Annotated in this window: 21 protein-coding genes; 14 read left to right on the forward strand and 7 right to left on the reverse strand. The window is 67.0% G+C overall.

Annotated features, from left to right (window positions below; all coding sequences use genetic code 11):
* The 5 genes from AC5E6L_RS06585 to AC5E6L_RS06605 form a co-directional block, all read left to right on the forward strand.
* The coding region (locus tag AC5E6L_RS06585; RefSeq protein WP_491772101.1) for a FecCD family ABC transporter permease at positions 1–1016 on the forward strand (1016 nt) is incomplete at its 5' end.
* A gap of 2 nt (positions 1017–1018) precedes the next feature.
* Positions 1019–1825: a heme ABC transporter ATP-binding protein gene (locus AC5E6L_RS06590; RefSeq protein WP_491230016.1), complete on the forward strand. Its 807-nt coding sequence runs from the start codon at positions 1019–1021 to the stop codon at positions 1823–1825.
* Between the two features lie 8 nt (positions 1826–1833).
* On the forward strand, positions 1834–2496 hold the full coding sequence (locus AC5E6L_RS06595; protein ID WP_491230015.1) for a protein-S-isoprenylcysteine O-methyltransferase: 663 nt from the start codon (positions 1834–1836) through the stop codon (positions 2494–2496).
* Between the two features lie 4 nt (positions 2497–2500).
* The gene (locus AC5E6L_RS06600) at positions 2501–2926 is read left to right on the forward strand and encodes a hypothetical protein (protein ID WP_491772104.1); all 426 of its coding nucleotides are present in this window, start codon (positions 2501–2503) and stop codon (positions 2924–2926) included.
* Complete coding sequence (locus AC5E6L_RS06605; RefSeq protein ID WP_491772106.1) at positions 2923–3771, forward strand: siderophore-interacting protein; 849 nt, start codon at positions 2923–2925, stop codon at positions 3769–3771. Before AC5E6L_RS06600 ends, AC5E6L_RS06605 begins: the two co-directional genes overlap by 4 nt.
* Here AC5E6L_RS06605 and AC5E6L_RS06610 read toward each other — a convergent pair.
* From AC5E6L_RS06610 to AC5E6L_RS06635, 6 genes are read right to left on the reverse strand one after another with little or no spacing between them, the layout of a single operon-like run.
* Positions 3759–4487 carry an MBL fold metallo-hydrolase gene (locus AC5E6L_RS06610; protein ID WP_491230820.1) on the reverse strand — a complete coding sequence of 243 codons (729 nt, stop codon included), beginning with the start codon at positions 4485–4487 and terminating at the stop codon, positions 3759–3761. The two genes, AC5E6L_RS06605 and AC5E6L_RS06610, sit on opposite strands and share 13 nt — an antisense overlap.
* Entirely contained in the window at positions 4484–5533 is a 1050-nt protein-coding gene (locus tag AC5E6L_RS06615) for an ABC transporter ATP-binding protein (protein ID WP_491230819.1), read from the reverse strand. Before AC5E6L_RS06615 ends, AC5E6L_RS06610 begins: the two co-directional genes overlap by 4 nt.
* Complete coding sequence (locus AC5E6L_RS06620; protein ID WP_491772108.1) at positions 5530–6300, reverse strand: ABC transporter permease; 771 nt, start codon at positions 6298–6300, stop codon at positions 5530–5532. Before AC5E6L_RS06620 ends, AC5E6L_RS06615 begins: the two co-directional genes overlap by 4 nt.
* Positions 6297–7163, reverse strand: a complete 867-nt coding sequence (locus AC5E6L_RS06625) for an ABC transporter permease (protein WP_491772110.1) — start codon at positions 7161–7163, stop codon at positions 6297–6299. The genes AC5E6L_RS06620 and AC5E6L_RS06625 overlap by 4 nt, the downstream gene beginning before the upstream one ends.
* Before the next feature lie 2 nt (positions 7164–7165).
* A complete protein-coding gene (locus tag AC5E6L_RS06630) occupies positions 7166–8212 on the reverse strand; it encodes an ABC transporter substrate-binding protein (RefSeq protein ID WP_491231019.1) in 1047 nt (348 codons plus the stop codon).
* Between the two features lie 15 nt (positions 8213–8227).
* The gene (locus tag AC5E6L_RS06635; protein ID WP_491772113.1) at positions 8228–9124 is read right to left on the reverse strand and encodes a dimethylarginine dimethylaminohydrolase family protein; all 897 of its coding nucleotides are present in this window, start codon (positions 9122–9124) and stop codon (positions 8228–8230) included.
* A gap of 81 nt (positions 9125–9205) precedes the next feature.
* Here AC5E6L_RS06635 and AC5E6L_RS06640 point away from each other — a divergent pair, with 81 nt between their 5' ends.
* Positions 9206–10165 carry a LysR family transcriptional regulator gene (locus tag AC5E6L_RS06640; protein ID WP_491230875.1) on the forward strand — a complete coding sequence of 320 codons (960 nt, stop codon included), beginning with the start codon at positions 9206–9208 and terminating at the stop codon, positions 10163–10165.
* A gap of 156 nt (positions 10166–10321) precedes the next feature.
* Here AC5E6L_RS06640 and pcaQ read toward each other — a convergent pair whose 3' ends face one another.
* Positions 10322–11239, reverse strand: coding sequence for a pca operon transcription factor PcaQ (pcaQ, locus tag AC5E6L_RS06645; protein WP_491772115.1), 918 nt, complete (start codon positions 11237–11239; stop codon positions 10322–10324).
* 137 nt (positions 11240–11376) lie between these two features.
* Between pcaQ and pcaC the strand changes: the two genes are divergently transcribed.
* From pcaC to AC5E6L_RS06685, 8 genes are read left to right on the forward strand one after another with little or no spacing between them, the layout of a single operon-like run.
* Positions 11377–11799, forward strand: coding sequence for a 4-carboxymuconolactone decarboxylase (pcaC, locus tag AC5E6L_RS06650; RefSeq protein ID WP_491772117.1), 423 nt, complete (start codon positions 11377–11379; stop codon positions 11797–11799).
* Complete coding sequence (pcaH, locus tag AC5E6L_RS06655; RefSeq protein WP_491229851.1) at positions 11796–12536, forward strand: protocatechuate 3,4-dioxygenase subunit beta; 741 nt, start codon at positions 11796–11798, stop codon at positions 12534–12536. Before pcaC ends, pcaH begins: the two co-directional genes overlap by 4 nt.
* 1 nt (position 12537) lies before the next feature.
* Positions 12538–13152 (forward strand): protocatechuate 3,4-dioxygenase subunit alpha, encoded by a 615-nt coding sequence (gene pcaG / locus AC5E6L_RS06660; RefSeq protein WP_491229850.1) that lies wholly within the window; start codon positions 12538–12540, stop codon positions 13150–13152.
* Positions 13153–13182: 30 nt separating this feature from the next.
* A complete protein-coding gene (gene pcaD, locus AC5E6L_RS06665) occupies positions 13183–13986 on the forward strand; it encodes a 3-oxoadipate enol-lactonase (protein WP_491772120.1) in 804 nt (267 codons plus the stop codon).
* A gap of 28 nt (positions 13987–14014) precedes the next feature.
* Positions 14015–14872, forward strand: coding sequence for a CoA transferase subunit A (locus AC5E6L_RS06670; protein WP_491229848.1), 858 nt, complete (start codon positions 14015–14017; stop codon positions 14870–14872).
* Positions 14869–15657 (forward strand): CoA-transferase subunit beta, encoded by a 789-nt coding sequence (locus tag AC5E6L_RS06675; protein ID WP_491229847.1) that lies wholly within the window; start codon positions 14869–14871, stop codon positions 15655–15657. The genes AC5E6L_RS06670 and AC5E6L_RS06675 overlap by 4 nt, the downstream gene beginning before the upstream one ends.
* Positions 15654–16856, forward strand: coding sequence for a 3-oxoadipyl-CoA thiolase (gene pcaF / locus AC5E6L_RS06680; RefSeq protein ID WP_491772122.1), 1203 nt, complete (start codon positions 15654–15656; stop codon positions 16854–16856). Before AC5E6L_RS06675 ends, pcaF begins: the two co-directional genes overlap by 4 nt.
* 5 nt (positions 16857–16861) lie before the next feature.
* A complete protein-coding gene (locus tag AC5E6L_RS06685; RefSeq protein WP_491772124.1) occupies positions 16862–17923 on the forward strand; it encodes a 3-carboxy-cis,cis-muconate cycloisomerase in 1062 nt (353 codons plus the stop codon).
* Positions 17924–18084: the final 161 nt, after the last annotated feature.

The following is an 18084-nucleotide window of genomic DNA, read 5'->3' on the forward strand; positions in this document are numbered from 1 at the left end:
GCCTGTGGGACTCATTCTCATCAAGCACAGAAGTTGTGTTCCTTTTCAGCCTGACATCGGGTGCGACCGACACGTCAGCGGCCGCCGTGTTCTGGGCCCTGATCACCGGCAACGCCGGCGCCGTCGGCACGGTCGAGCGCGTGGTGATCGTCGACATCCGGCTGCCGCGGGCCGTTCTCGGCGCGTTGATCGGCGCGTCCCTTGCGGTCTCCGGCGCCGTCATGCAGGGCCTGTTCCGCAATCCGCTCGCCGATCCGGGCATCGTCGGCGTGTCGGCCGGCGCCGGTCTGGGCGCTGTGACCTTCATCGTTCTGGGAGGCGGCGTCCTGGCGCCCGTCGCCGCGCTTTTCGGCATCTATCATGTGCCGTTCGCGGCCTTTCTGGGCGGGCTGGTGACGACGATTCTGCTCTATCGGGTCTCGACGCGGCACGGCCGCACCTCGGTCGCGACCATGCTGCTGGCCGGGATCGCGCTCGGCGCGATGGCCGGTGCGTTCACCGGTCTGCTCGTCTTCTGGGCCGACGACCAGCAATTGCGCGACCTGACCTTCTGGGGGCTCGGCTCGGTGGCCGGCGCGACCTGGATCAAGATCGCGGCCGTCGCGCCGATCATCGTGCCCGTCGTCCTGCTCGCGCCGCTGCTCGCGCGCGGGCTCAACGCGATGACGCTGGGCGAGGCGACCGCGCAGCATCTGGGCCTGAACGTGCAGCGCTTCAAGCGGATCGCCATCGTCGCCGTCGCGGCGGCCACGGGGGCGGCGGTCGCGGTCTCGGGCGGCATCGGCTTTGTCGGCATCGTGGTGCCGCATCTGCTGCGCCTTCTGATCGGGCCGGACCACCGCTATCTGCTGCCGGCCTGCGCGCTTTTGGGCGCGGTGATGCTGCTGCTCGCCGATGCCATCGCCCGGCAGGTGGTCGCGCCGGCCGAACTGCCCATCGGCATCGTGACCGCGACGATCGGCGCGCCCTTCTTCCTGTGGATCCTGCTGCGCCGGCGCGGCATCGTGGATTTGTGACCATGCTCGATGCTTCCGACATCCATGTGAGCTTGGCAGGGGCGCCGATTCTGCACGGCGTCGATATCGCCGCGCGTGCGGGCGAGGTGACCGCCGTGATCGGCCCGAACGGCTCGGGCAAGACCACCTTGATGCGCGCGCTGACCGGCGAGATCGCCTATTCGGGCGCCGCCGCGCTGAACGGGGTCGACATCGCCGGCGCGCAGCCCTGGCAGTTGGCGGCGATGCGCGGCGTGCTGCCGCAGAGCGCGACGCTCGCCTTTCCCTTCACCGTGCACGAGGTGGTGCGGCTCGGCCTGACCAGCGGCATTGCGGGCACGGGCGACGGCGACCTTGTTGCCCTGGCGCTCCGTGCCGTCGACCTTTGCGGCTTCGAGGGACGTTTCTATCAGGAACTGTCGGGCGGCGAGCAGCAGCGCGTGCAGCTTGCGCGGGTTCTGTGCCAGGTCTGGGAACCGCAGCTTGACGGCGTGCCGCGCTATCTGTTCCTGGACGAACCGGTCTCCAGCCTCGACATCAAGCACCAGCTTCAGATCATGCGGATCGCCGCCGATTACGCCGCGCGCGGCGGCGGCGTTCTGGCCATCATGCACGATCTCAACCTGACCGCGGCCTTCGCCGACAATATCGTCTTGCTGAGCGGCGGGCGCGTTTTCGCCGCCGGCGCGCCGGCCGATGTTCTGACCGGCGCCAATCTCGAACGCGTCTATGGCTGCCCCATGCATATCGGCAAGGGCGCCGGCGGCATCGGCATGCTCGTCATGCCCCATATGGCGCACGCCGCCCGCGCGCCGGACAACGCAGCTTAGGATATGCCATGAAGACGCTGCTGCGCTATCTGGCGCCCGCCATTTTTCTCGCCGGCATCCCCGCCTTTGTGTGGCGGCAGGGGGAGATCACATATGCGACGCTCGTCTTCATCGGCGCGACGATCGCCTGGCTGGTCATCCGCGCCCAACTGACACGCGGCGATCCGCTCCAGGTTGCCGCTGCGAACATCGACCGTCTGGAGAAGGCCACGCTTTTTGCCACCGCCATCGGCATGATGCTGCTTCCGCTGATCGCCCTCGTGACGCCGCTGATCGATTTCGCGCTCTACACGCCAACGATGGCGGCGTTCGTCATCGGTGCCCTCGCCATGGGTCTGGGCGTTTACGTCTTCTACCGCGCCCATGCCGATCTGGGCGCCTACTGGTCGCCGACGCTGGAAATTCGCGACAAGCACGAACTGATCACGAGCGGCGTCTATGGCCGCATGCGCCATCCCATGTACACGGCGATCTTTCTGATCTGCATCGGCCAGGCGCTGCTTCTGGAAAACTGGCTGGCCGGCCTCGCCGGCCTCGTCGCCTTCACCGCGCTCTACCTTTTGCGCGTCGAGCGCGAGGAGAGGATGATGGTCGAGCATTTCGGCGAAACCTACCGGTCCTATGCGGCGCGCACGCCGCGGCTGATACCTTCCCTCAAGCCAAGGAACTAACATCATGCGCGCACGCCGCTTCGCCGCTCTTGCCGTCCTGGCTCCGGCCATCGCACCGGTCGCGCCCGCCTCCGCCGGGCAGACGCTGACCATGGTTCTTCAGGAGACCGGCCAGCGCGAATATTACTGCACCGCAACGTTCCAGATGCGGGGCGGGGACGAAGCGCCCTATCGGGACGTCAACGGTTACTTCTACATTTTCGTCGGCGACGAGCAGGTCGGCCGAAGCAAGGGCGCGTCTTTCCTGTTCGGCGATGGCGGGAGCGCGGCTTCGGCAACCTTCGAAACGCCGAACGCGCCGTGTGCCGAGGTCGACGGCTATGTGTTCGTCGTCGGCGCCTGCATGCTGGGCAACGGCTTTGCCGACCGCAACGAGTGCGCGGCCGATATCGCGCCGGGCGGCGTGGTGCGGCAGGTGAGGGCGCGATGAGCGGGGTCGCGAACGCGCCCGCGCCGGTCAGGGCGCAGGCATCGAAAAAGGCCGCGCCGCGCCTTCTGACGGTCCGCAGGGCGCAGCGCATCACGCCCAACATGATCCGCATCACCCTGTCCGGCCCGGAACTGGCCGCCATTCCGGCCGGCTGCGAGGGCGCGCACTGCAAGATCCTGCTGCCGGCCGCGGGACAGACGCGCGCCGATTTCGCCGCCCAACTGGCGGACGGGCCGCGCCCGGTCACGCGCACCTATACGATCCGCCACGCCCGGCCCGACGACGATGAGATCGATATCGATTTCGTCGCCCATGGCGACGAGGGGCCGGCCTCGGCCTGGGCGCTGCGAGCCGAACCCGGCAGCTTTTGCGGCTTTGCCGGACCGGGAAACATCAAGCTGGCCGAATTTTACGCCGACTGGTACCTGGTCGCCGCCGACATGTCGGCCCTTCCCGTGGCGGCGGCAACGCTCGAAGCCATGCCGCGCGACGCCAGGGGGCTGGCGGTGATCGAGATCACCAGCCAGGATGACCGGCAGGCGATTGACGCGCCGCCGGGCATCGATGTCCATTGGTCCGTTCAGCCGGATCCGCACACGCCTTCGGGCGCGCAGGAGCGGCTGATCCGCGCCCTCGACTGGCCGAAAGGCACCGTCCAGACATGCATCGCCGGTGAAAGCGGCGTGATCCGCGCGCTGCGGCACTTCCTGCACGGTGAAAAGGACCTGCCCAGGAAGGACACCTATATTTCCGGCTACTGGAAGATCGGCGTGGTCGAGGACGAACATCGGCGGATGAAGCGCGCCGAGGCGGTCGCCAAGGCCGGCTCCGATCAGACGTCGTGAACGCTTAGCCAGCGTGTGACGATTTCGTGCAGGCGCGCGCCGCCGAAACTGGGAAAGTGGCCGCCATGGACCACGCGCACCGGTAAGTCCACAAGCCGCTTCATCGACGTGACGTAGTCGTTCATGTCCGAATGATAGGTGTCGGTGATCAGCGGGCCGTCATAGACGATGTCGCCGGAAAACAGGATGCCCGTGTCCGCCTCGAACAGGGCGATCCCGCCCGGTGAATGGCCCGGCGTATGGATCACCTCGAAATGGCGGCCTCCGGCGGCGATGATGTCGCCGTCTTCGAGAAGCCGGGTCGCTGGCGCCGGCGCGACCTTGTAGCGCGCGGACGCATAGGGCTCGGGCGGCATCGCATCGAAGATGTCGTCGGTGACGTAGGGGTCCGCGAGCGTTTCCTTGCGGCCGGGCGCGGCCAGCATATGGGCTTCGGCGCGATGCACGGCACGCGCGCCGAACTCGTGATGACAGCCGATATGGTCGAAATGGGTGTGGCTGGCGACCGCCAGAAGCGGCCGTTCCGTTACCAGCGGAACCCATCGCCGGAGGCTGACCACGCCCATGCCGCTGTCCACCAGCATGTCCTCGTCCCGGCCGCGCACATGCCAGCAATTGCAGCGATAGAAAGGTTTGATATGCGGCTCGTCGATCAGGCTGACATCGTCGTCCAGCGGCGTCACGCGCCACCATTTGTCCGCCCTGATCCGCTTCATCGGCCCGCTCCTTCGTCCAGCAGCGTAACGGCATTCAGATCGACGGACAACGGCACCGTGTCGCCGACCGAAGCTTTCGTTCCCACCGGCAGGCGCGCGAGCAATTCGATGTCCTTGGCGTTCTCCGGCACGACCCTTGCGCGGCGGTGCGCGCCTTGGAACATCGTTTCGGTCACCGTCGCGTTTCCGACCCGATGGGCGTGGCCGGGGCCGAGCTGTTCGGGGCGAATACAAACGGTGACGGCGCTACCGCTGGCCGCACGTTCGCCGATCGGCAGCGGGCCGAGCGCGGTGATCGCCCGGCCATCTGCCATATGCCCGTCGATGAAGTTCATCTCGCCGAGGAACGCGGCGGCAAATCGCGTCCTAGGACGGCGATAAACCCGCTCGGGGCTGCCTTCATCCTCGATCCGGCCCGCATTCATGACGACGATGCGGTCGGCGATCGCCATGGCCTCTTCCTGATCGTGGGTGACGTGGACGAAGGTGGCGCCGACCCTGCGCTGGATCGCCTTGAGTTCCTCCTGCATCGACCGGCGCAGGTTCAGATCGAGCGCGCCGAGCGGCTCGTCGAGCAGCAGCACGTCCGGGTCGACGGCGAGCGCGCGCGCCAAGGCCACGCGCTGTCGCTGACCGCCGGACAATTCGCCGGGGCTTTTCCCTTCGGCGCCGGGCAGGCCGACCAGATCGAGCATCCGGCGCGCCCTGTCCTCGCGCGGGCCTTTCGCCACTTTTCGCATGCGCAGGCCGAAGGCGACATTGTCGAGCAGCCTCATGTGAGGAAACAGGGCATAGTCCTGAAAGACGGTCGTCGTCGGGCGGTGCGCCGCCGGAACGCCCACCATCGATCGGCCGCCGATCCGCACATCGCCACGGGTGGGATCGGCGAAGCCGCCGATGATGTTCAAAAGCGTGGTCTTGCCGCAGCCGGACGGCCCGAGCAGCACGCAATATTCGCCGGCTTCGACGTGCAGGTCGATACGGTCGAGCGCCTTGATGTCATGGAAGGTGCGGCTCAGCGCGCGTATGTCGATCGATGCGGTCATTTGCGCCTCAAGACGGCCAGTTCGACGGCGAGGATGGCAACGGCCGACAACATAAAGACGAGCGATCCGATCGCATTGGTCTTCGGGTTGAGGCCGGAGCGCAGCAGGCTCCAGATTTCGACGGGCAGCGTGACGTCGAAACGCGACAGCAGGAACGCGATGATGAACTCGTCCCAGGAGAATGTCACCGAAAGGAGGAACGCCGCCACCAGCGCGGGCGTGATCATCGGCGCGGTGACAAGCGCCATGACGCCGATTTCGCCGGCGCCGAGGTCGCGCGCCGCCCGTTCGGCCGACAATTGCGGCTCGCCCAGCGCAGCCAGGCAGATCGCAAAGCAAAGCGGTGTGTTGATCACGATATGGCCGACGGCCACCGTGCCAAGCGACAGGCTCAGCCCGGCCATGTTGAAGCTGGCGAGCAACCCCAGGCCGATCACCAGATAGCTCACCGACAAAGGCGCGGTCAGCATGCCGCGGATCGCCGGCGCGCCCGGCAGGCGACCCGAGGCGACCGCGCGGGCCGCCAGGAAACCAAGCAGCAACGCCATGGCCGACGAGACCACAGCGACGAGCAGCGAGTTGAAAAGCGCGGCCACCAACGCATCGTCGGCGAGAATTTCGGCGTGCCAGCGAAGGGTGAAACCGCGAAACGGGGGGATCGGGAACCGGCCGTCTTGAAAGGAAAAAAGGACCAGCACCGCGACCGGCAGGAAGATGAAGCCGTAGAGCAGCACCATATAGCCGGCGCACACAGCAAAGCGGGTCATCGTGCCCCCACGCGCATGAAGCGGGCCAAGAGCAGATAGGCGATGGTAACGGCGATCATCAGGACGATCGACAGGGCCGCTGCCATGGGCAGGTCGGCGCGGCGCCCGATCTGCAACATGATCAGTTGCGGCAGGGCGAGATCGTTGCCGCCGCCCAGGATCTGCGGCGTCACATAATCGCCGATGCACAAGGCGAACGTCAGAAAGGCGCCGACGGCGATGCCCGGCAGCGTCAGCGGCAGGACGATGAAGCGGAACGTGGCGAGGGGCCCGGCGCCCAGATCGGCGGCGGCCTTGCGCAGATTGGGCGCGATCTGCACCAGGCTCGCATAGATCGTCAGCGTCAGCAGCATGGTGAAGAAATGGGTGAAGCCGATCACCGTCGCCGCGCGCGAATTGGCCAGGTCGAGCGCCGGCAGGCCGATGCCGGTCAGCCAGTCGTTGAGCACGCCCTGCCGCGCCAGCACGAGCGACCATGCATAGGAGCGCACGACATAGGACGTCCAGAACGGGATGACGGCCATGGCCAGCGCGAGGCGGCGATAGCGCTTTGGCACCTCCTCGGCGATGATCCATGCGAGCGGATAGGCGAGCAGGACCGACAGAACCGTGACGGTCAGCGTGATTTCAAGCGAGTTCAGCGCCGCTTCCAGATAGGCCGGCCTTTGGATGATCGCGGCGTAATTGTCCGGTCGGAAAATCCGCTCGATTCCGGCGTCGGTGCGCCGCCAGAAGCTCATCAATCCCATGAGCAGGAACGGCAGCGCGAAGAACACCGCCGTCCACACAAGCGCCGGGGCGATGAGCCAGAGGGCACGCCGCCGTTCGCGGGCTTCGAGCGTGACTGCGCCCGCCGGTGCCATCCTCAATGCGCCAGAAATCGGGTCCAAAGATCCTGCATGGCGGCGTCGAGTTCGGCGTCGGGCGCCGGATAGAGCTGCGCGCGGGCAAGATAGCCCGTCTGCTGATCCCAGCGCAGGGCACGCTTCTGATCGTCCGTCATGACCTCGCCCGCGGCCGCGTTGGCGGGCATCGCCCAATAACATGACGATGTCGCCAGCGCCGCCTGCCCCTCTGGGCTGAGCACGTGTTTGACGAATTCGAGCGCCAGGTCCGGCTGCCCGCTGTCGGCGAAAACGCCGATCGACTGCGACCAGCGCACCGCGCCCTGATCGGGGATGATCCAGTCCAGTTCGGGGATCTCGGAGACGAGGCCGGCCGTGACCCATTCGCCGCCGCCGACGAGAATGTCGACCTCTCCGGTCGCGATCGCCGTCTGGGAGGCGACGACCTCGCCGACCGATGCCGCATTGTCCTTGAGCGCCAGAAGCGCTTCTTCGATCGCCGGCAGATCGTCGAGCGAGAGCGAGGCGGTCTGCATGCCAAGGCCCACGGCGACCATGCCGATCAGCGGCAGGTAATAGTCGTAGACCGCCAGCCGGTCGGCGAACGCACCGGACCACAGCGCGGTCATGTCGGCGATATCTTCGGCGCCGACCGCCGATGAGTTGAACGAAACGGTGTTGTAGCCGAACTTCTCCGAGATCGCATAGGTCTCGCCGTCGATCACATGGTTGTCCTCCATGACCAGTTCGGGGAACAGCGTGTCATAGGGCAGCTCATCGGTGGGCAAGGGCGCCAGAATGCCGGCGGACACCGCGCGCGGCACGTCCACGCCGTCGATCACCAGCACATCCCAGTCGCCCGGCTGCGACTGTTCGATCAGCGACAGCGCGGTGCCCGTGCCTTCATACTCGCGCAGGTTGACGGTGACACCGAACTCTTCCTCGAACGGCTTGATGAGCGCGTCGTCGGTGTGGTCGCACCAGACAAGTGCGTTCAGTTCCCGAGCGTTTGCGGAGGATGCGCCGATGGCCGTTCCGGCGAGCATCGCCAGGATGATGCGTTTCATGATGGGCTCCTGTGTTTATGCGGCATTCGATGTGTCCAATTCATCGGGCTCGCGATGCAGCGGCATCGTCATGCAATGCGCGCTGCCGCCGCCATGGGCGAACAGCCTCAACTCGGGATCGAGCACTGTCAAACCCTCGGCGCGCAAGGCGGCGTTGGTGCGCGCGCAATGGCGCGGCGACAGCACCTTGCCGTCGCCGAGCGCGAGCACGTTGCAGGCCATGTCGGCCATCGCCTCGCGATAGCGCACCTCGATGAGGCGGATGCCGTGCCGCCCGAGCCATGCCACGAAATCGTCGGGCAGGGCATCGGCGCAGGCAAGCGCAAGGCCCGGCGCGACCATCGAGAAGATGACGTCCAGATGCAGGAAGTGGTCGTCGAACGGCACAAGGCGCACATCCCAGCCCTTGGCCTGAAGCCAGCCCGCATATTGGCGTGCGCCCGCCTCGCTCGTGCGCCCCTCGGAGTGGCCGATCGCGGCCAGGCCGGGGCGTATCAGGTGGATGTCGCCGCCCTCCAGCGTGCCGGCGGTCGCCATGTGCCAGAACGCACTGCCGTAATGGGCGATGATGGACGCATATTCGCCGCGCCGCTGCGGCATCGCCAGCATGGTCAGCACCGGCCCGTCCGGCGAAACCTGGCTCGAATCGCGCGTATAGACCTGATATTTCAGAGCGGGGTCCGGCTTCAGATAGTGACGTGAGACACCGGCTTCATCGAGCGCGGCTTCAAACTCGGCATATTCGGCAAGCAGATGTTCGCGCGTCAGCTCCCGGCCCGACGACAAAGTGGCGCGCGCGATCGCGTTGGTCGGAAGCCAACTGTAATGATCCGGCCGGCACAGCAGGACGTCCGTCAGTCGGCCCGTCTCGGAGGCGAGGCGCCAATTGGGCCGGGCGATATCTTTGGTCATGTTCACGAGCCGATTGTGCGGGAGGCGTCGATGTGAAAAAATGAAAATCAATCAAAGTTCACTTCAATGGTTTCCAACTAAATGCGTCACGGCCCACTCACCATCGCCGATTTTCGCCTGCTGCATATCTTCGTGGCGGTGGTCGAGGCCGGTGGCTTTGCGGCTGCCGAGGTTGCGATCAATCTGTCGCTGTCGACCATATCCACCCATATGAAGACGCTTGAAACGCGGCTGGGCCTGACGCTGTGTCGGCGCGGCCGTGGCGGGTTCGTGCTGACCGAGGCCGGCGAAGCGGTCTATGCCGAAGCGCGTCAGCTGATTTCGGCCAGCGAAGGATTTTCGGCGCGGGTTTCGGGTCTGCACGATCGGCTGGCGGGACCGGTTCGGCTTGGCGTGCTCGATACGCTCATCACCGATCCGGCCTCCAGGCTGACCGACAGTCTTGGCGCCTATGCCGCCACCGCGCCGGAATCGGAGATACAGATCTTCACCCGGCCGCCCGACGCGCTGCTTCGCGACGTGCTGTCGAACGCGCTGGACGCGGCGATAGGCAGCTTCCCGCGCGTTGCGCTCGGCCTTGAATATGTCGACCTTTATGATGAGCGCCACAGCTTCTATTGCGGTCGCGGCCATCGGCTGTTCGGTGTCGACGACGGCGATATCGACGTGGAAGAACTGCGCCGCCATCGGCTGATCGGCAGGACCTATTGGGGCGCGCGCGACCTCAAGGCGTTCGCCAGCCACCGCGTCGGCGCGATGGTGTCGGAGATGGAAAGCGAAGCGCTTCTCATCCTGTCAGGCGCCTTTCTGGGCTATCTTCCCGAACATTACGCGGCCCGTTGGGTGGCGCTGGGGCAGATGCGCGCCCTTGCGCCCGGCCGGTTCGGCTACACCGCGGCTTTCCAACTCGCTTTTCGCGACGATCGACGACAGGTGCCGCGCATCGCCAAGCTGATCGAGTGTCTTTCCAGCCCGCATGCGGCAAAGGCCCCTGCGCCCGTCGCGGTGGCCCGCGGCCATGGAGGCGTTGCAACCAGGTGACAGGGCCGGACCCCAGGGCAGGCATCGGCCCTTGCCGGCGACGTTCTTCTGGCGGACGCGGCTGCGCTCACGCAAACCTCTCTTGTGTCCGAACGCGACCCCGGCACCGCCGATGTGGCGCCTCGCGCCCATGGCGGCCGGGCGTTGCGGCCACCGTTACGGGCCCGGCAGCATCGATTTGAGGATCGAGGTCATGATGTCGACGGCGGGCATCTGTTCGGCGCCGATACGGCGATGCAGGCCGACCGCGCCGACGGTCGAGCCTGTGTCGATCGGCAGCACGGTGAAGGCACCCGATTCGATTTCCGAGGCCACGACGCCGCGCGAGATGATCCATATCGCGCCGTGCTCGCGCACGAACGCGCGGCCGAAGGAGGCCGAAACCGTCTCCACCACCCGCGGCGGTTCGGCGAACCCCTGCTCGATGAACAGCCGGTCGACCAATGGCCGGATGATCGAACCCCTGGTCGGCACGAGCAGCGCAAAGGGCGTCATGTCGCGGTCGGAGACGCGGCTCCTGCCGGCCAGCGGATGGTCGCTGTCGATGACGAAGACCACGCGGTCGTGATAGAGCGGCTCGAACATCAGCCCCTGCATGCGTTCGGGCGCGGCAAGCCGGCCAAGGACGAGGTCGAGACGGCGATGGAACAGATGATCGAGCAGCACCTGGTTCTCGCCGGCGATCACGACCGGACGGTTGCGCGCGCCGGTGGACAGGAACCGGGCGATCGCCTCGGGCATCAGCGTCGCCGAGACCGTCGGCAAGGCGCCGATGCGCAGTTCGGGACCGCCGACCGCATCGAGGCTGGCAAGGGCGGCAAGGCCGTTGCGCGCCGCGGCAAGGCTGTTTGCGGCATGGCGCGCGAACAGTTCGCCATGGGCGGTCAGGCGGATTCCGCGGCCCTCGCGCACGGTCAGCGGCTTGCCGCAGACCCGTTCGAGTTCGCGCAGCGTGCGGGTGACGGCCGGTTGCGTCATGTTGAGGCTTTCGGCGGTTCGGCCGACGCTTGACAAGCGCGCGACCTCGACGAAGACCTGCAACTGCCGCAGCCGGACACGCGCCAGTTCATTCATATCGATACCGCTATGAATTTGGTTATTTTTTGCATTATTCATTTCAATCATAATCGGTAATCGTGCAACAGTGCTTTGAACAGATGCGCCCGGCGGACGGCTGATCGTCGTGCCGGCGCCCATAGCGGGGTCCGTCCATGAGCCAGCATTCCGATGAGACGCGCCGTCAGGCCGGCATGCGCACGCGGCGCGCCGTGCTGGGCGATGCGCATGTCGACGAGGCCATGGCCAACACCTCGCCCTTTGACGCCCCGTTTCAGGAACTGATCGTCGATGCGGCCTGGGCGGGCGTCTGGTCGCGCCCCCAGTGGAGCAAGCGCGAACGATCGATCGTGACGCTGGCCCTTCTCGCCGCCCAGGGCCATGACGAGGAGTTGGCGATGCATCTGCGCGCGACCGCCAACACGGGGGCCAGCAGGGACGATGTTTGTGAAGCCATGCTGCACGTGGCCATCTATGCCGGTGTTCCGGCCGCAAATCGCGCCTTTGCCGTCGCCAAGCGCGTCTTTGCGCAGATGCAGGCGCGGGACGCGGTCCGGAAAGGGGAGGGGGACGGATGAGGAACCGCACCATCGAGACCGGCCCCTTCTGGCCGCGCGACCTGGACCGGCATCCGCCGGCCCATACGCCCGGCTACAAGACCAGCGTGCTGCGCTCGCCGAAAAAGGCGCTGATCTCGCTGCCTAGCTCGCTGGGCGACGTCAACGGTCCGGCGTTCGGTCACAACATGCTCGGCGAAAAGGACGATGATCTGATCCTCAATTTCGCCAAATCCGGCCAGAGCGCCATCGGCGAGCGGATCATCGTGCATGGATATGTGCTCGACGAGCGCGGCCGGCCGGTCCCCGAGACGCTGGTGGAAATCTGGCAGGCCAATGCCGGCGGCCGCTACCGCCACGTCAAGGACGGCTATCTGGCGCCACTCGACCCCAATTTCGGCGGCTTCGGCCGGACGCTGACCGATGGGGCCGGCTATTATGCCTTCCGCACGATCCGGCCCGGCCCTTATCCGTGGCCCAACAACGTCAATGACTGGCGGCCGGCTCATATCCACTTCTCGGTGTTCGGGTCCGGCTTTGCCCAGCGTCTGATAAGCCAGATGTATTTCGAGGGCGACCCGCACATCGCCTTGTGCCCGATCGTCAACACGATCAGCGATCCCGAGGCGATCGACCAGCTCACCGCGCGGCTTGACATGGAAAACACCATTCCGATGGATGCGCGCGCCTGGCGCTTCGACATCACTTTGCGCGGACGGCGATCGACGCTGTTCGAAAACCGCATGGACGGCAACTGAGATGAACCCCTTCGCCAATCGCCGCAAGGAAAGCGCCTCGCAGACCGCCGGCCCCTATGTCCATATCGGCTGCACGCCCAATTTCATCGGCAATTCGGGTGTCTACGGCGAGGATCTCGGCGCGCGCATGGTCAACGACAGGACCAAGGGCGAGCGCATCACGGTGACCGGCCGGGTGATGGACGGCGCGGGCACGCCGTTGCGCGATGCGCTTGTCGAGATCTGGCAGGCCGATGCGCAGGGCCTCTACAACAGCCCTTCGGAGATGCGCGGTGTCGCCGATGCCCAGTTCACGGGCTGGGGCCGGCAGCCGGCGGATGCCGAGACCGGCGCCTTCAGCTTTGATACCGTCAAGCCGGGCCGGGTTCCGTTCGTCGACGGGCGGCCGCAGGCGCCGCATATCGGCTTGTGGATCGTGGCGCGCGGCATCAATCTGGGCCTGCACACGCGCATGTATTTCGGTGACGAGGCGACGGCGAACGCCGAGGACCCCGTGCTCGGCCGCATCGAGCACAAGGTGCGGGTGCCGACGCTGATCGCGCCGCGCGACGGCGACACCTACCGTTTCGATATTCACTTGCAGGGTGAGCACGAAACGGTGTTCTTCGATATCTGAAACCCGACAGGTCCGGCAAAGCCAACCGCCATGCAATTCGCCAAGCTCAACGGAATCAACATCCACTACCAGGTCATCGGCGCTGGCGCCGACGCGCCGACCGTCGTTTTCGCCAATTCGCTGGGTTCCGATTTCCGTATCTGGCGCGATGTGATCGTCGCTCTTGCGGGCAATGTCGCCATCGTCGCCTACGACAAGCGCGGGCATGGCCTGTCGGATGCGACGCCCGCGCCCTACCGGATGGACGACCATGTCGCCGATCTGGCCGCGCTTCTCGATCACCTTTCGGTCCGCGACGCGATCGTCTGCGGCATCTCGGTGGGCGGCATGATCGCGCAGGGCCTGAGCGCGGCAAGGCCAGATCTGGTTCGGGCGCTCATCTTGTGCTGCACGGGGCACAGGATCGGCGCCCCACGGCTCTGGCAGGATCGCATCGAGGCGGTCAGGAAGGGTGGCATCGCCGCGGTCTCGGCGGCCGTCGTCGAGCGCTGGTTCAGCGCCGGCTTCCATGCGGACCATCCCGCCGCCAGCGCCGGCTACCGCAACATGCTCGAACGTGTTCCCGTCGAGGGCTATCTGGGCACCTGCGCGGCGATCCGCGACACCGACTACACCGGGATCGCGCGACGGATCGCCGTGCCCACGCTGTGCGTCGCCGCCGACCAGGACCGGGCGACGCCGCCCGAACTTGTCGCCGAACTTGCCGGGCTGATCGAGGGCGCCGACCATCGGCTGCTGGATGATGCCGGCCACCTGCCATGCATCGATCGGCCGCACGCCCTGGTCGACGTGATCAAGCCTTTTCTGGCCCGGGTCTCGGCGGCGTCGCCATGATGCACAAGCGCCTGACGGAGACCCCTGCATGAGCCCTGAATTCATATCCCTTGAGGAGGCCGTCGGCGCCCATCTGCGCGATGGCGACACGGTCGCGTTCGAGGGGTTCACCCACCTGATCCCCCATGCGGCCGCGCACGAGGCAATCCGCCAGGGCCGCAAGGGCCTGACGCTGGTCCGCATGACGCCCGACATCATCTACGACCAGATGATCGGCATGGGCATGGCCGACACGCTCGTCTTTTCCTATGCCGGCAATCCCGGCGTGGGCTTGCTGCGCCGCCTGCGCGATGCGGTCGAAAAGGGCTGGCCGAACCGGCCCGCGCTCGAAGAGCATTCCCATTCGGCGATGGCGCAGGCCTATGAGGCGGGCGCGGCGGGCCTGCCATGCGCGATCTTTCGCGGCTACAAGGGCACGGGGCTGAATGCGGTCAACGCCAACATCAAGTCGGTCGTCTGCCCGTTCACCGGCGAGGACCTTGCGGCCGTTCCGGCGCTGCGGCCCGATGTCGGCTTCATTCACGCACAGAAGGCCGACCGCAAGGGCAATGTGCTGATCGAGGGCATTGTCGGCGTACAGAAGGAAGCGGTGCTCGCGTCAAGGCGCGCCGTCGTCACGGTCGAGGAGATCGTCGATGAGCTCGCCGCCCATCCCAACGCCTGCGTGCTGCCGAGCTGGACCGTGCGCGCCATCTGCCATGTGCCCGGCGGTGCGCATCCGTCCTATGCGCACGGCTATTACGATCGCGACAATGCGGCCTATCTGGAATGGGACCGGATCGCCCGCGATCGCGACACCTTCCTGGCCTGGATGAAGACCCATGTGCTTGAGGCGCGCCCCGACGACTTCGCGGACCGGGTCGCGCATGTCAGGAGGACGGCATGACGGACGCAACGCCCGACGAAATGATGACGGTGGCCGCATCGCGCGCGCTGACCAGTGACGATGTGTGTTTCGTCGGTATCGGCGCGCCGTCGGCGGCCTGCAACGTCGCGCGGCTGACGCATGCGCCGGACATAACGCTGATCTATGAAAGCGGCACGATCGGCACCGCGCCGGACGTGCTGCCGCTGTCGATCGGCGACGGCGAATTGTGCGAGACCGCCGTCACCACCGTCCCGGTGCCGGAGATGTTCCGGTACTGGCTGATGGGCGGCCGGATCACGGTGGGGTTTCTGGGCGCCGCCCAGCTCGATATGTTCGGCAACATCAACACCACCGTGATCGGGGATTACGGCGCGCCCAGGACGCGGCTGCCGGGCGGAGGCGGCGCGCCGGAGATCGCCACATCCTCGCGCGAGATCTACATCACCATGAAACAGTCGCTGCGCGGCATGGTCGAGCGGCTCGACTTCTTTACGAGCTTTGGCCACGGCCGGGGCGGCGATCACCGGCGCCGGCTCGGCATAAAGACCAAGGGGCCGACGCTGCTCATCACCGATCTGGCCATCTGGAAGCCGGACCCCGAGACCAGGGCGTTCACCGTCATGTCGCTGCATCCGGGCGTGACGCGTGCCCGGGTGCGCGAAAGCTGCGGCTGGCCGGTTCGCTTCGCCCCCACTGTCGAGGAAACGCCGCCCCCCACCGAACGCGAACTGACGACGTTGCGTGACCTGAAAGCGCGCACCAGGGCCGCCCATGAAGGGTCCGGGGAAGCGGGGACGGCATGAGCGAAGCCTATCTTTGCGACTATGTCCGCACGCCGATCGGACGGTTCGGCGGCGTCCTGTCGTCGGTGCGCGCGGACGATCTGGGCGCGGTGCCGATCAAGGCGCTGATGGCGCGTCACCCCGATCTCGATTGGGCGCAGCTTGACGAGGTGGTTCTGGGCTGCGCCAATCAGGCCGGCGAGGACAACCGCAACGTGGCGCGCATGAGCGCGCTTCTGGCCGGCTTGCCGCACGGCGTGCCGGGCACTACGATCAACCGGCTGTGCGGTTCGGGCATGGACGCTGTGATCACGGCGGCGCGCGCCGTCCGCGCCGGCGAGATCGAACTGGCGATTGCCGGCGGGGTCGAATCGATGAGCCGCGCGCCCTTCGTCATGCCCAAGGCGGAAAGCGCGTTTTCGCGCCACAATCAGGTCCACGACACCACCATCGGCTGGCGTTTCGTCAACCCGCTGATGAAGGCGCAATACGGCGTCGACTCCATGCCCGAAACCGGCGAGAACGTCGCTGTGGACTATCGGGTCAGCCGGGCCGATCAGGATGCGTTCGCCCTGCGCAGCCAGCAAAAGGCGGCGGCCGCGCAGGCCAGCGGCCGGCTCGCCCGCGAGATCGCGCCGGTGACGGTCCCGCAGCGCAAGGGCGAGCCGCTGATCGTCGACACCGACGAGCATCCGCGCCAGACAAGCCTTGACAGGCTCGCCGCGCTGAAGACGCCGTTTCGCCGGGACGGCACCGTGACGGCGGGCAACGCGTCGGGCGTCAATGACGGCGCGGCCGCCCTGATCGTCGCCTCCGAGGCGGCCGTCGCACGGCACGGCCTCACACCGATGGCCCGCCTTGTGGGCGGCGCGACCGCCGGCGTGTCCCCGCGGATTATGGGCATCGGGCCGGTGCCGGCGACGCGCAAACTCCTGGAACGCATCGGCTGGACGGCCGATGGTCTCGACCGTGTCGAACTCAACGAGGCTTTCGCCAGCCAGGGTCTTGCCGTGCTGCGCGAACTGGGCATCGCCGATGACGCCGAACACGTCAACACCCATGGCGGGGCGATCGCGCTCGGCCATCCGCTGGGCATGTCGGGCGCGCGGATCACGGGCACGGCGGCGCTGGACCTGTCGGAAGGCGCGGGCAAGCGCGCGGTCGCCACCATGTGCATCGGCGTCGGCCAGGGCATCGCCGTCGCGCTGGAAGCGGTCTGAACGCCGTGTCGTTTACCGCCTGTAACGGGCCGATCCTGTCGGGTCTTCTGGGGGACGAGGCCATCGCCGCGCACCTTTCGGCCAAGGCCGAGCTGGCGGCGATGGCCCGCTTCGAGCAGGCGCTTGCGGTCGCTCAGGCCGCACACGGCGCGATCGGCCACAATGCGGCCTGGGCGATCGCGCGGGCCTGCGAAACGCTGCGCCCCGACATCGACGCGCTCCGTGCCGCGACCGCGCGCGATGGCGTCGCCGTTCCCGAATTCGTGCGACAGTTGCGCGCCCGCGTCGGCCAGGCCCATGCCGGTGCCGTTCATCTCGGCGTCACCAGCCAGGACGTCATCGACACCAGCATGGCGCTGCGCCTGCGCGATTGCCTTGCGGTCCTTTCGGGCCGGCTATCGGAAATCGATGACGCGCTCGACGCGCTGGCCGCCCGTTTCGGGAGCCGTCGGATCATGGCGCGCACCCGCATGCAGGCGGCGCTTCCGGTCACGGCGCGTGATCGGATCGCGGCATGGCACGCCCCGATCAAGGGCCATGCCGAACGGCTGGCGCCGGTGCGTGAGGCCGTGCTGCGCCTGCAACTCGGCGGGCCGGTCGGCACCCGCGAGGGGCTGGGCGCCGATGCGGGCGCCATCGCGGCGCATATGGCCGACGCGCTCGGGCTGCGGGAGCCCGGACGCTCCTGGCATGCCGACCGCACGCCGGTGGCCGATTGCGCGCACTGGCTGTCGGCGGTCACCGGCAGCCTGGGCAAGATCGGCCAGGACATGGCGCTGATGGCGCAGAACGGCATCGACGACATCGCCCTCGCCGATACCGGCGGTTCCTCGGCCATGCCGCACAAGCACAACCCGGTGAAGGCGGAAATCCTGGTGACTCTGGCGCGTTTCAACGCGACCCAGATCGCCGGAATGCATCATGCGCTGGCCCATGAGCAGGAACGCTCGGGCAGTGCATGGACGCTCGAATGGATGATCCTGCCGCAGATGGTCGTGGCGACGGGCGCATCGACCCGCACGGCGCTGGCGCTTTTCGCCGATGTGGTCCGTTTCGGCGGTCCCTGAAGCGCCGATGGCAAGGCGCTTGAGGGCCGGCGCGCCGTGAGGCTGCCCCCGGCCGGGCAAGCCCGACCCGAGACCTGAACCCCCACGGACCCTAGAGCTGTTTGTCTTTGGCTGGCATCGTCTGAGCGCCGGGATTTTGTGATCTGGCAAGGCGCGCGGGA

It is taken from the genome of Roseitalea sp. (genome assembly GCF_984466335.1).